Annotated in this window: 11 protein-coding genes and 1 pseudogene; 6 read left to right on the top strand and 6 right to left on the bottom strand. The window is 66.7% G+C overall.

Annotation, left to right across the window (positions count from 1 at the left end):
* The first annotated feature begins 189 nt into the window (after positions 1-189).
* The 4 genes and pseudogenes from AAF184_21040 (at position 190) to asnB (ending at position 5557) form a co-directional block, all read left to right on the top strand.
* Positions 190-378, top strand: a pseudogene (locus AAF184_21040) (SDR family NAD(P)-dependent oxidoreductase).
* A gap of 104 nt (positions 379-482) precedes the next feature.
* On the top strand, positions 483-1376 hold the full coding sequence (locus AAF184_21035) for an SDR family oxidoreductase (protein MEO0424835.1): 894 nt from the start codon (positions 483-485) through the stop codon (positions 1374-1376).
* Between the two features lie 200 nt (positions 1377-1576).
* Positions 1577-3358 (top strand): hypothetical protein, encoded by a 1782-nt coding sequence (locus tag AAF184_21030; protein ID MEO0424834.1) that lies wholly within the window; start codon positions 1577-1579, stop codon positions 3356-3358.
* 204 nt (positions 3359-3562) lie between these two features.
* Entirely contained in the window at positions 3563-5557 is a 1995-nt protein-coding gene (gene asnB / locus AAF184_21025) for an asparagine synthase (glutamine-hydrolyzing) (GenBank protein MEO0424833.1), read from the top strand.
* A 24-nt stretch (positions 5558-5581) separates the two neighbouring features.
* On the opposite strand, the gene AAF184_21020 is transcribed toward asnB, so the two are convergent.
* On the bottom strand, positions 5582-6091 hold the full coding sequence (locus tag AAF184_21020; protein MEO0424832.1) for a retropepsin-like aspartic protease: 510 nt from the start codon (positions 6089-6091) through the stop codon (positions 5582-5584).
* Between the two features lie 126 nt (positions 6092-6217).
* On the opposite strand from AAF184_21020, the gene AAF184_21015 reads away from it, so the two are divergent.
* Positions 6218-7162 (top strand): DUF1028 domain-containing protein, encoded by a 945-nt coding sequence (locus AAF184_21015; GenBank protein ID MEO0424831.1) that lies wholly within the window; start codon positions 6218-6220, stop codon positions 7160-7162.
* A 62-nt stretch (positions 7163-7224) separates the two neighbouring features.
* Here AAF184_21015 and AAF184_21010 read toward each other — a convergent pair whose 3' ends face one another.
* On the bottom strand, positions 7225-7905 hold the full coding sequence (locus tag AAF184_21010; protein ID MEO0424830.1) for a PEP-CTERM sorting domain-containing protein: 681 nt from the start codon (positions 7903-7905) through the stop codon (positions 7225-7227).
* Positions 7906-8331: 426 nt separating this feature from the next.
* On the bottom strand, positions 8332-8799 hold the full coding sequence (gene bfr, locus AAF184_21005; GenBank protein ID MEO0424829.1) for a bacterioferritin: 468 nt from the start codon (positions 8797-8799) through the stop codon (positions 8332-8334).
* A gap of 574 nt (positions 8800-9373) precedes the next feature.
* On the opposite strand from bfr, the gene AAF184_21000 reads away from it, so the two are divergent.
* Entirely contained in the window at positions 9374-12457 is a 3084-nt protein-coding gene (locus tag AAF184_21000; GenBank protein MEO0424828.1) for a hypothetical protein, read from the top strand.
* Positions 12458-12504: 47 nt separating this feature from the next.
* Here the strand turns inward: AAF184_21000 and AAF184_20995 are convergent, their stop codons facing one another.
* The 3 genes from AAF184_20995 to AAF184_20985 all read right to left on the bottom strand — a co-directional run bounded on the left by AAF184_20995 (position 12505) and on the right by AAF184_20985 (position 14304).
* Complete coding sequence (locus tag AAF184_20995; GenBank protein MEO0424827.1) at positions 12505-13392, bottom strand: MipA/OmpV family protein; 888 nt, start codon at positions 13390-13392, stop codon at positions 12505-12507.
* A 150-nt stretch (positions 13393-13542) separates the two neighbouring features.
* Entirely contained in the window at positions 13543-13752 is a 210-nt protein-coding gene (locus tag AAF184_20990) for a hypothetical protein (GenBank protein ID MEO0424826.1), read from the bottom strand.
* Between the two features lie 135 nt (positions 13753-13887).
* On the bottom strand, positions 13888-14304 hold the full coding sequence (locus AAF184_20985; GenBank protein MEO0424825.1) for a nuclear transport factor 2 family protein: 417 nt from the start codon (positions 14302-14304) through the stop codon (positions 13888-13890).
* Positions 14305-14549: the final 245 nt, after the last annotated feature.

Genomic DNA, 14549 nt, shown 5'->3' with positions numbered 1-14549 from the left:
GGGTGTCAGCGGCTGATGAAGCGGCGTTGCTGTTGGCCACTGTGCAAGGGGCACAACTCCTAGCACGGGCGGCAGCAGACAGTGAGGCCGAATTTGATTGCCTGATGCACCGATTGTTTTCGGCCCTTTGCCCAGACGGGTAAATTTTTTTGATCATTTACCTACCTTCTAGTAGGTAAGATTCTTTTGATGACCAGGAGGTCTATTGCGATGTCTCAAGAATTTGTTGGACAAAAGCTTATTGTGATCGGCGGTACCAGTGGTATCGGCAAGAGTGTGGCGCAGCTCGCCCTCAAGGCGAGTGCTTCGGTGGTGCTGATCGGCAGGCAGGTGGATAAGTTGCAGGCCGCTTTGACCGAGCTGAGTGCGCTGGATTCCGTCGATGTTTACACCAATTTATCGGCGTCCGAAAAAAGCCGGTCTAAACGCCAGGTGGCGGCGGACGCGTACACTGGCGATCACACCTACCTAAGGGCACCGATTTGCACCCGGCTGAACCTCTCACTCCCCGTCATCTGTTCTGCTTCGGCTGCGGCTACACGGCCCAACGCCTCGCCCGCCGGCTCCTCGCCGAGGGCACCCGCGTGTCGGGGACGGCCCGCTCCCCTGAGGGCGTTCAACGGCTGCAAGGCCTCGGCATCGAGGGCCACCGCTTCGACGGGGACGCCCCGGTACCGGCGACGGCGCTCGACGGCGTCACGGACATCCTGTGCTCGATCCCGCCGGGCGAAGGAGGTGAGGATGGCGTGATCAGCGCGCACGGCGCGGCCCTCGCCAACCTGCCGACCCTGCGTTGGTGCGCCCTGCTCTCCACCACGGGGGTCTACGGCGACGTCGACGGCGCGTGGATCGACGAATCCGCCCCCCTGCGGCCGAGTTCCGAGCGGGCGCGCCGGCGCGTCGCCTGCGAGGATCGATGGCTCGCCTGGGCCAGGGCGCACGGCAAGGCGGTCCAGGTCTTTCGCCTGCCCGGCATCTACGGCCCCCACCGATCCCCCTTCGCGCGACTGCGCGCGGGGACGGCCCGACGCATCATCAAGGCTCGCCACGTCTTCAACCGCATCCACGTCGACGACATCGCCAGCGCCCTGCAGCTCGCGATGGACCATCCCGAGGCGGGCCCGATCTTCCACCTCGCGGACGAGGAGCCGGCCCCGTCGGACGAGGTGCTCACCTACGCCGCCTCACTGCTCGGCCTGCCGCCGCCGCCCGCTACCTCGATCGAGGCCGACGACGTCTCGCCGACGGCCCGTGAGTTCTACGCTGAATGCAAGCGCCTGAAGACCGCGCGGGCCAAGCAGGCGCTTGGATTCTCGCCGCAGTTCCCCTCCTTTCGCGAGGGCTTAGCTGCGGTGCTGGCCGAAGAGACGCAGTAGGCGCGCCGCCCTCCGTGGGGCGTATCCAGTGTCGACATTCGAGCGATTGTCCGTACTTACCCTGGCCAGGGGGGCACCCCGTACTGGGCGAGACGAGCCCAGTTGAAAGTCCCCAAGCCCGATGGCATAACCTGACCCACGGCTAACAACAACACGCTAAGGGTCAAGGATCGATCCGGATCTCGCCCAAGGAGGGAATGATGACGCGCAGCCACCCCCAACACCGGCCGAGCGCTGCGGCGCCCCCGGCCCCGATGCCGCACCGCAGCTACCTGCTCGCCGCCCTGGCCCTGGCGGCCCTCGCGGCCAGCCTGATGCTGGCCACGCCAGCCACCGCCGCGACCTTCGACCAGGTGGCGCGCGCCCTGCCGGACGAGTGCTTCCGCGACCTCGGGGACAGCGCCCCCATCGACTTCGAAGCATTCCCGGGCACGGGCTGCGACGAGGAGGCGGGCTATCAGCCGAAGATCAACGAGGCCTACATCTGGTCCATGGCCGGCATCGTCGCCACCGGCGAGAACGGCGGCACCCCAGGGGCCAAGCTCTTCTTCGGCACCGCCTCCAACCCCCTGTGCCAAACGGCCGGCGCCTTCGGCCTGACCAACGGCCTCGACCCCTTCACCGACGGCACCGTGGCCTGCGAGTTCGCCCTCGCCCCAGACAGCCAGTCCAACGGCGGCCCGCTGCCGGACTTCATCGCCGACCTGCGCCCGCCTGGCATGTACGCCTACGAGGTCGACAGCGGCAACCTGGTCGCGCTGTCCGGCGCCCAAGGCCCCCTGCTGCCTCCGGATGCCCAGGCAGCGCTCGAGATCACCAACGGCGTACGCGGCGCCGTGGCGTGGAACGACCTAGTGATTCTCTTCGGCCCATCGATTCGCGGCGGCATCAACGCCTTCGCCTTCGACGCGAGCACGCTGGAGTTCATCGACTGGGCCCTGCTGCCGGAGCTCGGCCTGCTGCGCAAGTGCATCGTGGTGCCGGGGAGTGATCCGGACATCGCCTACTGCGCCGTCGGCACCGCGCGCGATGAAGGGGCGATCATCCGCATGATCGGCGACAAGTCCTCGCCCTTCGACTACGCCGTGGTCGGTCGCCTGAACGGTCGCGGTGCCAACATCGCCTGGTCGCCGGCCCACAACCGCGTGTTCGTGACCAGCTGGGCGAACCGCCGCACGGCGGGGGTCTCCGTGGCGCGGCGAGCCTCGGTCTGGCGCGGTCCGGTGCATCCGCCCCAGGGCTATCGCGCCTCACAGGAACGTTGGGAGGTGCTGTTCAACCTGCGTGAGGACTACGAGCCCGACGATCTCATCAGCCGCCTCATCGGCATGGGCGATGTGGTCGACTGCAACGGTGACCTCCTCTTCGGCACCATGACCTTCCCGTCCTCCGCCAAGGTGGCGCACTTCTCCCTGAACCCTGAGCTGTACGGACCGGGCGGCGCCTATCAGGGCCAGATCGACACGCTGGTCGCCCGGCCCGCGTCCGTCTTCGCCCTGCGCGAGCCGGGCAGCGAGAACCCGGTGCTGCAGATGCTCTACGGCAGCGAGATGTTGCCGGCCTTCGACGGTGTCGACCTGTGGGAGACGGTGCCGAACGCCGGCGGCCTGCCCTCGGAGAACTTGAGCCCGGACGGCTCGGGCTTCGGCAATCCGGAGAACCACTACATCTGGCTGGCCTTCAACTACCAGGACCGCTGCTACATCGGCACCTTCGACCTCACCTCACCGACCACCGATGAGGGCGTACTGGTGCCCGAGGGCGGCGGCGACCTGTGGGTGTTCGACTCGGTGGAGGCGCCGGCCACGCCGGTGACCACCCAGGGGGCCGACAACCCCTTCAACTACGGCTTCCGCACGGCGGTGGAGATCGATGGGCGCTTGTTCATCGGCTCAGCCAACCCCTACAACCTGGTGCTCCCCAACGCACCGCCCTACTTCACCCGCGGCGGCGGGTGGGAGCTGCTGGAGTTCCAACCCTGAGCAGCGTTGGGCGCGGAGGTGGTCGGTAGACTGCCTTCGCGCCTTCAGGCGATCGGGATATCCGACGCCGGCGTGCGAACTTGTGACCCAGCCGGGCTTCGCCGGCCCGCGCAGACCACTTGGGCGGCACTTCCAGGCCACTTCCCTACACCACCGCCCACGGCCGCCGATAACGATGACTGCCCCGGTCAAGATGTGTTCAGTGTGTGCGGAATCGCAGGCGCCTTCGACGCCACCACCCAAGTCCCCCTTCCGCTCACCTACGTTCAAGCCGCCGCCGCCGCCATGCGACGGCGCGGTCCGGACGCGGAGGGGTTCGCGCAGGCCCCAGGCCTGGCCGTCGCCCATCGACGCCTTGGCGTCATCGATCCGCAGGGCAGCCCCCAACCCTGGGTGGACGAGGCCACCGGTGACGTCCTCGTCTTCAACGGCGAGATCTACAACTACCGAGCGCTGCGCGCCGCGCTGACCGACGAAGGAGCCCACTTTCGCTCCGCCGGCGACACGGAGGCGCTCCTGCGCGCCTTGCAACACTGGGGCCGCGCCGCTCTGCAGCGCCTCAACGGCATGTTCGCCTTCGCCTGGTACCGGGCTCGGGATCGCCGCCTGTGGTTGGTGCGCGATCACGCCGGCATCAAACCCCTCTTCTACGCCCACGTGGGCGAGCGCTGCTACTTCGCGTCCACCATGGCTGCCATGCTCACGTTCCCGGACGTGGCGCGGCACCTCGATCTCGCGACGTTCTCCCACTACCTGTCGACGGTCCGTTCCACCTTAGGTTCTCGCACGCTCGTCGCGGGCGTGCAGACGCTGGAGCCCGGCCACTTCCTGGAACTGTCACCGCGCCAGCCCGTGGGCACACCACAGCGCTGGTGGTCGCTCCCGGTGGTACCCGCCCACGCCAAGCGCGAGCGCGAGATGGCAGAGGTGGCAGAGGAGGTGCGGCACCTCGTGCGCAGCGCCGTCGATCGCCAGCTCGTGAGCGATGTGCCCCTAGGCGGCTTTCTGAGCGGCGGCCTGGACTCCACGATCATCGCCGGCCTGGCGCACGAGTTGAGCGCGGGCCACTACGATTGCTACGCCGTCGGCTACGCGCGCGAGGGCGCCAACGGCAAGGCGTACCACGAGTTCCCCTACATCGAGCTCGCCTCGCGCGAACTCGGCGTGCCCTGCGAGCGCATCGAACTGGACGAGGGGGACTACCTGGACGACTGGACGTTCCTGGTCCACGAGAAGGGACAGCCTCTCAGCACGCCTAACGAAGTCGGTATCTTCCGCCTGGCCGAGGCGCTGCGGGAACGGCACACGGTAGCGCTCAGCGGTGAAGGCGCCGATGAGGTGTTCGCGGGCTACGCCGTGCCCTACGCCTCCGCCTGGGACTTCGAACGCGCCGCGTTGGCCCACACCTGGCCCGAGGAGCCCCGCCAGCGTTTCCAGGCCTCCCTGACGCGCCTCTACGGCACTACCGAGTTCACCCACCAGGCCGACCACTACCTGCGCTTGAACTCCTGGATTCCCTTAGGCCTGAAATACAAGCTCCTCTCCGTGGATGCGATCGTCGGGGCGCAACACGATGAACCGATGCTGCACTACTACCGCCATCGCCTCGACACCCTCAGCGAGCTGAGTCCGATGGACCGCTATCTGCACCTGCTCGCCCAAACCAACCTGGAGGGCCTGCTCAGCCGATTGGATTCGAGCACGATGGCGGCGAGCGTAGAGAGCCGCGTGCCCTTTACGGATCCGGATCTGATCAGGTGTGCGTTCAACCTGCGAGACGCCGACAAGCTGGACTTCGTAGACGATCGAGCCCGCACGCATGGGCAAGCCCTGAACGCCGCCGAGCTCGATCAGGGGGGCTACCTCTGCGCGAAGCGCGCCCTGCGCGAGGCCTTCGCCGACACGGTGCCCGAGGAGATCCTCACGCGGGCGAAGATGTCCTTCCCCGTGCCCTTCCAGGAGTGCTTCGCAGGCCCCTGGCATGACTTCGCCACCCGCACGCTTCGCGAGTCGCCACTGATCAACGCCCTGTGTGACCGTGGCGCCGTCTCGTTCCTGCTCGAGAACTGCGAGCACAACGGCCTCAGCATCGCCCTCTGGCCCCTGGTCAACATGGCCGTGTGGGCCGACACCTTCGATATCTCGCTGCCCGCGCACGGGGGCGGTGGCGAGGCGAGCCTCTCCGCCAGCGCTTCCTAGCCGCGAAGCTCGAAGCTTAAGACGCTAATAGGTAGATGGGGGCTCGATGATGAGCTCGTCCCCGCGCTTGCTGAAGTCCACGTGGCGCAGGAACGACATCCCGAGGAGCACGTAATCGCCGGTCATCGACGGATTGATCGAGCCCTCCACGTAATTGAGCTGTATGCCACCCAGCATCATGCGCTCGATCTCCGTGTCGTAGGCCTTCACCACCCCCCCGGCCGTGTTCACGAGGATGGGCGCAAGCTCGGTGAGCCCGACCCGGCGAGCGATCCGCGCGGGCACCGCCACGTTGTCGGCGCCCGTGTCGATCAGGAAGGTCACCGGTTGGCCATTGATCGTGCCGGGGGCCATGTAGCGACCGGCTGGATTGCGCTTCAGGACCACCCGCGTGGGCGCGTCGACGCCCGTCGCCACCTCCAGGTTGGGGTTGTTGCGATGGGCGAGCACCCGATCGAACCCCAGGTACATCAGTCCCATCAGCGCGGAGAACACCACCAGCATCGGCGCCAGGGATTTCATCGAATCGGACAACTGTTAACTCCTCTCCCGAAGCAGCCGGCGGTGGGGCCATCCATGGCGCGGCTCAGCTCAAACCCCGCACGAGGTCAGCGCATCCAATACGCCACGCCTCCACCTGTGAGCTGAACGAGTCAATCGATGCATTATCCCACCACCGCTGCGGCCTGTGCCGCCCTCTCGGCCATCATCGCCTTCGCGGCACCACCTCGCGCTAACGCCACCTTCTCCATCGCCGCCTGTGAGGCGGCCAGCGGCCGCTGTGGGGTGGCCGTGGCCACCAACAACCTCGCCGTGGGTCACGGCGCCCCCTTCGCCGAAGCGGGCGTGGGCGCGGGCATCTCCCAGTTCGAGACCAACCCGTGTCAGGCGCCGGCCGCCCTGAGCGCCCTACGTCGGGGGGACTCCACACTAGATGCCCTGGGCGCAGCCCTGGTCGCCTCGCCAGCATGCGCCGACGGCTACACGGACGCGGATCGCCAGACCTCGGTGGTCGCCCCCGCCGGCCGCGGCGCCGCTCACACGGGTGGGAACGCGAGTGCCTACGCCGGCCAGCGGGTGGGCACCGCCGTGGCGGTGGCCGGCAATGAGCTCACGGGCCCCGAGGTGCTGGAGGCGATGTGGGTGTCCTACCACGGGAGCGAGGGCGAGCCGCTGGCGGAGCGCTTGCTGGCGGCCCTCGAGGCCGGCCATGCGGCGGGCGGTCAGCGCACCGGTGTCCTGTCGGCAGCACTTCTGGTGGCGACGCCCGAGGGCTGGCCCGTGGACATCGACCTACGCGCCGACTTCGCGCCGGGCGAAGCGATCGCTCACGTTAGGACGGCCTACGACGCCAACCGCGCGCGCACCCTGCTGTTCCGCGCGAGCCAGCTCAGCGACGACACGCAGGCGCGCCGGCTGGTAGAAAATGCACTGGACTTGGCCCCGCGGTGGGATCGGCTCTGGCTCACGGCGGCGCGGCTCGCCCACGCGCGCGGATGGGAGGCGCTGGCCGCGCGCTGCGCGTGCCACTTCGAGGCGTTGAACCCCGCCTGGGCGGCCTCGTTGGAAGATGCGGAGGGTGTCGCTAACTGCCCGGATGGGTAGCGACTGAGAGAGCTGACGCGCTGGCGCCCGAGGGCGCCAGCACGTCGAGGGGTCGAAGAGCCTTAGGCCGCGCGACGGCGACGCAGACCCAGCAGACCCAGGCCGGTGCCGAACAGCCACAGAGCGGCCGGAACGGGCACAGCGGCCACTTCGATGGAGATGTTGTCGATGAACAGCTCGGAGAAGCTGCTCGGCGCACCACCGGAGGCGGCAACGAACTGCAGCGACACGCCGCCGGACACATCACCGCCCGTGGTGGTGGTGAACATGAAGTCCGTCCACACGTTGGGATCAGCGTTCAGGGCCAGCGGACCGCCACCGAGGATCTCGTTGGTGGCACCGCCACCGGCGAACTCGGAGAGCAGCTCTGCGAAGTGCACACCACCGTCGATGCCCACGCCACGCGCGGAGAAGGAGATGGTGATTTCGCTGTTCGGCTGCACGACGCCGATACCGAGGTTGGCGTTCTTGATCACCACACCCTGGATCGGACCGGTGGTCGCGATCTGAGCGGCGTAGGCGCCCTCAGCCGGGTTGTCGGTGGTGATGCCGATGGAGCCACCGCCGGTGAAACCCACCCAGCCCGGAGGCGTGGGCCCCGGCGGGTCGATCGGAAAGCCGTTCACGCCGGCATCTTCAAAGCCACCGTCGATCGCGAGATCGACATTGGCTGCCTGTGCTGCGCCCGCGAGCGAGAACAGCCCGAGCAGGCACACCAAGGCTGCGTTGTTTCGATTGATCATTAGTCCCCCATTCTTCTTAGGTTCGGGTTCGAAGCTTCAAACACCAGATCGCAAGCGTCCCCACCGTGGCCACGGTGGGAACGACCGCCCCGCCAACGAACAGATCCCTGGCGAGTGGCCCGAGAGGCAGTGACGCGACTTCGGTGACGCCCGTTCTGACAACGCTGTCATTTCCGGACGAAAGCCAAAGTGTGATGCGGTTCTTTCCCAAGGGCTCTCGGCGACAGTGGCTGACATCGCTGTCAATTGTCAACTTGTGCCGCCCAGGGAGATGTGACGATTCGTCGCTGCGCGAAAACCCGCGGGTTGCAGTGCTATCCGCGTTGCATGCGGCTTTGCAGCAGATTCGACGTCAGTGCCCGATCTGCGGCTTGCACCGCAACATGGTGTTCGGGCCCAGCGGCCTCTACCGGCGAGCCCCTGGGACTAGATCTGGCTTTGGAGGTAGTTCTGCAGGCCCACGCGCTTGATCAGCCCCAGCTGCTGCTCAAGCCAGTAGGCGTGGTCCATCTCGGTGTCGTCGAGCATCTTGAGCAGCATGTCGCGCGAGACGTAGTCCTGCTCCTCCTCGCAGATGGCCATCGCCTTGCGCAGGTCTTCCACCACTCGGTACTCGAGGTCGAGATCGTTCTGCAGCATGGACGGCACGTCGTCGCCCACGTTCAGGGGATCTTGCTTGGAGAGGTCCACGTCCGCCTCGAGGAACAGCAAGCGCGCGATGAGTTCGTCGGCGTGCTGGGTCTCGTGCTCCATCTCGTGCTTGGTGTGCTCGTAGAGCTTGCTGAAGCCCCAGTCCGCGTAGAGGCGCGCGTGGGCGAAGTACTGGTCTCGCGCGGCAAGCTCACCGCTGAGCAGCGTCGACAACTGCTCGATCACCCGTTGACTGCCCTTCATCATTCACTCCTCATCTGTGCCGCGGCAGGGGTCCGCCGCCAATCAAGGGCGCCATGATACCTGGTAAATCCTCGAGACCTTCAAACGCGTTCCTGCACGAGAAGCGCACTACGAATCGTTCGCAACACGCCCGACTAACACGCTTGTTGGTTCAGGACTCGACGACCGCAGCCGACGCATCTCGGGACGCTGCTCCGCCACGTAGTGAACGCTCTAGCACAGATGGTTTGAAGCGAGTGGCGCTCGCTTCAGGCGACAGCTGCTGCAGGGCTAGGCTGCGCGTCCAACTCGTGGCATAGAGCCGTAGCCGTTTGACTTGACTAAGAAGCTCTCGAACTTCTCGAACGGATGCCCCCGTCGCCAGACCCGTACTTGTGTTGCTCGCGAGCCAGCCGACGCCACCCTCGTGAGAAATCCGTTAGAACTTACCTATCCCTATCAATAGCATAGAGCGAAACTATACGCGCTGAGATTTGAACCGTTCCTCGCGACCAAGCGACTACCAACACAGTGGACGAGCACTCCCCCAGCACCTCGTCCGTTGTTTGGAACATCACTCGCAAGGAACACGACAATGCGCCTACCCCCCCTACGCACCCTGTCCCTGCTCGGGACGATGAGCTTCATCGCCGCTTGTAGCGGCGGTGATGGTATCGAGCCGATTCAAGACGACGACGACGCGCCACCGGTGGTGAGCACCTGCCCGGATGTCGGCAACCTCACGCCGGTGGAGCTTGGCCCCGACCAATGCGAACTGGGCGGTGTGCTCACCGCACCGGGCGTACTGACGGTCGGTCAGACCTGGTTCCTCGAAGGCACCCTGCAGGTCGGCGACGAGGCCAACGCGGTCACCCTCGACATCGACGCCGGCACGGAGATCCGCGGCGACGCCAACGGCCCCGTGGACGCGCTCGTCGTCTTCCCCGGCTCCGCCCTACGCGCCAACGGCACCGCCGCGAGCCCGGTTCGCTTCCTCTCCGACGATGACGACGTCGACGGTCGCGGCGAATGGGGCGGTGTGTTCCTGCGCGGCTTCAACGGCCTGCCCACCCTCACGGGCACCCAGGGCGCGAACCGCCTCGACTACGTGGTGGTCGCCGAAGCCGGCGCCTCGACGGACGTCACCATCGACGGGCAGACCGTCACCTATCAGGACAACGTGGTGCTGAACGGCGTGGACGCCGACACCACCCTCACCTTCGTCCAGTCACACAACTCGGCCCGCGACGGCTTCCACATCCTGAACGGCGACCCGCGCCTGTCCTGGATCCTCGCCACCGGCGCCCAGCGCGACGGCGTGTGGTACCGCGATTTCTCAGGTCTCATCAAAGACCTGATGGTGATCCACGACCGCGACGCCGACGGCAGCACCGGTCGCTCCGGCATCTACGCGAGCGAGACCGCCGACGGCGACTCCAACCCGCGCATCGTCAACGCCACCCTGGTGGGCCGCGACGGCACCAGCGAGGCTGCCGGTGACGGCGACAACGAGTTCGGCATCCTCTTCGCCGACAACTCGGACCAGATCCGCCTCGGCAACGTGCTGATCGCCAACTTCCGCAACGGCTGCTTCGAGGCCGACGAAGGGGCGAACTTGAGCGCCATCGACACCAACGTGCCGGGACCGACCTACCTCGACGGCGTCCACTGCGCCAACGAAGCGGGCGCGAACCCGGCCTTCGGCGTGGTGCGCGACGGCTCCATCGGCTTCGCGAACGGCACCGTGGCCCCCAACAACAGCATCAATGCCAACGGCTTCGTCTACTACAACGGCGCCGTGAACAGCATCGTCTTCACCGGTGAGATCGCCGACCGTGCGGACAACTTCACCGCCAGCTGGTACCTCAACAACATCGGCGGCATCGGCAACGGCCTGGCGTCCGACGCGACGGCCCTGAACGCCTTCCTCGACGGTGACACCAACAACGACCGTGCCGTGGACGGTGACGACACGAGCTCGCCCTTCATCATCGCCGACGACGGCCCGGGCGGCTTCAACCAGGACGTGGCGGACGACACGGGCGGCTACGACCTCACGCACATCGGCGCCGTGCGCGGCGGTGCGCTCACCAACACGCAGTTCGACGGCTGGACCGTGGCCACGGGTCGCGACGAAGGCTTCGTGGTGGGCCTCAACGATGCCCTGCTCACGCTCTCCGACTGCCCCGCCTTCGTCGGCGGCGCGACGGTGACGCCCCTGGAGCGCATCGCCGGGCGCAACGCCTGCCAGATCTCGGGCCTCATCACGGCCGACGCCACGCTCACCAGCGATACGCAATGGCAGCTCGAGGGGCTGGTGCAAGTGGGCAGCGAGTTCGCCATCGCGACGCTCACGATCGAAGCAGGCACCCGTGTGACGGGCGATGCGATCGACGTGGTCGATGCCCTGGTCGTCTTCCCGGGCTCTGCCCTGCAGGCCAACGGCACCGGCGCCCGCCCCGTGCGCTTCACCTCCGACGATCCGAGCATCGACGGCCGCGGCGAATGGGGCGGCGTGTTCCTGCGCGGCTTCAACGGCCTGCCCACGCTCACGGGCACCCAGGGTGCCAACCGCCTCGACTACGTGGTCGTCGCCGAGGCCGGTGCCGCCACCTCCGTCACCATCGACGGGCAGACCGTGACCTACCAGGACAACATCGTCCTGAACGGTGTGGACGCGAGCACCACGCTCACCTTCGTCCAGTCGCACAACTCGGCCCGCGACGGCTTCCACATCCTGAACGGCGATCCCCGCATGTCCTGGCTGCTGGCCACGGGCGCCCAGCGTGATGGCGTGTGGTACCGCGACTTCTCCGGTCTCATCAAAGACCTGATGGTGATCCACGATCGCGACGGCGACGCCAGCACCGGACGCTCCGGCATCTACGCGAGCGAAACCGTCGATGGCGACTCCAACCCGCGCATCGTCAACGCCACCCTGGTGGGCCGCGACAGCGCTAGCGTGGTCGCAGGCGATACGGACAACGAGTTCGGCATCCTGTTCGCCGACAATTCGGATCAGATCCGCCTGGCGAACGTGTTGATCGCGAACTTCCGCAACGGCTGCTACGAAGCCGACGAAGGTGCAGACCTGAGTGCCATCGACACCTCGACGCCCGGCCCCAACTACCTCGACGGCGTGCACTGCGCTAACGAGGCCGGCGCCAACGGCCAGTTCGGCATCGTCCGCGACGGTTCGATCGGCTTCCCGGCAGGCACGGTCGCGCCCAACAACACCAACGTGGATGGCCTCGTGTACTACAACGGCGCCGGTGGTGCCCTGGCCGAGGCGAACGTGCCCTTCGACGCCCTGGCCGGTGGCATTCAGTTCACGGGTGAACTGGTGGAGCGCGGTAACAACTTCACCGCTAGCTGGTACCTCGACAACATCCGTGGCCTCGGCAATGGTCTGGTGGCAAACCCGGCCTTCCTGAACGGCTTCCTGGATGGCGACACCAACCTCGACGGCATCGTGGACGGCGCGGACACCAACTCGCCCTTCATCATCGCCGACGATGGCCCCGGTGGCTTCAACCAGGACGTGGCTGGCGACACGGGCGGTTACGACCTCACGCACGTGGGTTCCGTGCGCGGCGGTGCGGTGACCAACACCCAGTTCGATGACTGGACCGTGGGCACTCTGCGCAGCGGCGGCTTCACCGTGCGCACACCGCAGTAAGTCAGGTGCTACGTGAACCGGCGGGAGGCGTCCCGCCGGTTTCGCGTTTAGGGGGTTTCGGGCTTCTTGCCGCAGCGCAGACGGCGGACGAAGGAGACGTTACCGCTCCAGACGAAGTCGCGATCGACGAGGGGACTGTCGGTCACCGCGTCGTCGAGGAAGTCCGCGATGAAGCGCCCCGTGAGGGCCCAGCAGCGGGCGAAACGGTAGCTGCCCCGGGTCACCAACCTAAGCGTATTACTGGCCTCGCCCTCGAACTGCGGTCGCTCGGGCGTCGCCTCTTCGCGCCGCACTCCGTAGTAGTAGTTCACCACGGACGGAGAATCGCGGATCACGTCGACGTGGGGGACCACCTCCAGTCGCCCATCGAAGAACTTGCGGGGAAAACCGAGGGACACCGCGTAGGTCTGCCCCTCACTGCGCTCCAGCCAATCCGTCACGCCCCATGCCTCGACGAACACACCGTCACCGCGCCAGGCCGCGCCCATGCCGCCCGCGAGGGTGAATTTGCGATCGTCCATGCCCTCGAAGAACTCCAGGTTGCTGGCGTTGTAGCGGCGGGTATCGAGCAGGCCCACGAGGGCGAACTCGAAGGGCGAGTCCTCGGGGTCATGCACGCGCCACCACGCGAGGCGCTCGCGCACGGAGAAGATGTCGTCGTTGAAGACGTAGTCTTCGAGGCGTTCCGGGCGCGGCAGGGGCAGGATGTCTACGTCGTCGCCCACGTAGGGGTCCTGGGAGAAACTCACCTGAACGCCCACGTAGATGTCGTCCTTGAGGTCCTCCCAGTAGCGCTGCAGGCGAGTGGGCTTGGCGCCATCCCCCTCGCCGGCAGCCCCGTCGTCGACCTGCCCCAGGGCGACGGCGCTGATCAGCGACAGGGCGACCGCGGCCGCATTGGAAACGCTGCAGCAGCAGCGGAAGGCGTCTCTCACCAGAACTCCTGCACTGGTCGACAAGGGACGGCTTCAGGTGAGCACGCGGCGCGCGCCCAGCCCGAATCGATCCCCCAGTTTACCGGGGCGGCAGGGGCTTCCGATGGGCCTGTGGCAAATTGTTGGTTGGGTAGCGTGGGCGCGGGAGGCCTACTCGAGCGCGTCGAAGCTCACGTCGGCCTGCAGCGGGTCGTCCAGCCAGCGTTCATCCTGCTCCGAGCCGTCGCGCGAGGCGGCCGGCTCCATCGCGGCTTGCACGCTCACGGTATCGGCGGGGCTCTCGACGCCAGCGTGATGCTGCAGGCTTTGCAGGAGGATCAGGCTGAGGACGCAACCGATCAGATAGCGGGGCTCGTTCACTGGAGTGCTCGCGGGTGTTGATCCACACCCCTAATTTCACTCGAAGTGAAGGCCGATCCACCGTGCATCGGTAGGTCGGCGAGCGCCTATGCTGAGAAGGGCCTCACGTAACCGCGCGTTAAGTGCGACGCCGTGTCACGCCCAGCCGAGGTCGCGCAGGGTGAGGGCGTCGTTCCAGATCTTCGTCATGTGCCTGATCCGATCGCCCTCGAACTGCATCGCGTAAACGTAATCCGCGGCGACCGCCTTGCCCGTGGGATCGACCGGACCGCCAGGACCCGTGTGCGTTCCCATGAATACCGCGAACCCCAGCACAGTCTGGCGACCTTCGTCCTCAGCCATGGCCTTGAGCTCGTAGCGCGCGTCGGGCACGGGGGTGAAGAGCCCCTTCATCCAATCGGCGTACGCCGCCAGGGTCTTCACCTCGGCGAGGGCGTCGGCTTGCGCGGTGAACGTGGCGTCGGCATGGCAGTAGGCTTGGCACACGTCCCAGCCCTTACCAGATTCGCAGGCGTCGAAGAACTTGGTGGCGATGTCGAGTCGATTGCTCACGGGGTGAATCTCCAAGTGTGGTGCGTTGGCCGAACATAGCACGGCCCTACTGACATCCCCGCGAGAGGCGCAAGATCGGACACGCAGGGCCTCGTGGCTTCGACTACCTTGTTTGAAAACACGAGGTAACCCATGGCTACGACACATGACACGATCCAACGCATCGAACGCGCCGCCAAGTACATGGCGGACGTGCTCGGGGAAGAGCGCACGCCGAGCCTCGACGAGGTGGCACAGCACGTCGG

Source organism: Pseudomonadota bacterium (genome assembly GCA_039815145.1).
Classification (GTDB): domain Bacteria; phylum Pseudomonadota; class Gammaproteobacteria; order Steroidobacterales; family JBCBZW01; genus JBCBZW01.
Note: the sequence above shows the minus strand (reverse complement) of the source record. Positions and strands in the feature narration are given on the sequence as shown.

Bases quoted from the DNA above. Each gene is read 5' to 3' on its own strand.
- AAF184_21030 (MEO0424834.1), top strand. From the start codon at position 1,577: ATGACGCGCAGCCACCCCCAACACCGGCCGAGCGCTGCGGCGCCCCCG.
- AAF184_21015 (MEO0424831.1), top strand. From the start codon at position 6,218: ATGCATTATCCCACCACCGCTGCGGCCTGTGCCGCCCTCTCGGCCATC.
- AAF184_21010 (MEO0424830.1), bottom strand. From the start codon at position 7,905: ATGATCAATCGAAACAACGCAGCCTTGGTGTGCCTGCTCGGGCTGTTC.
- bfr (MEO0424829.1), bottom strand. From the start codon at position 8,799: ATGAAGGGCAGTCAACGGGTGATCGAGCAGTTGTCGACGCTGCTCAGC.
- AAF184_21000 (MEO0424828.1), top strand. From the start codon at position 9,374: ATGCGCCTACCCCCCCTACGCACCCTGTCCCTGCTCGGGACGATGAGC.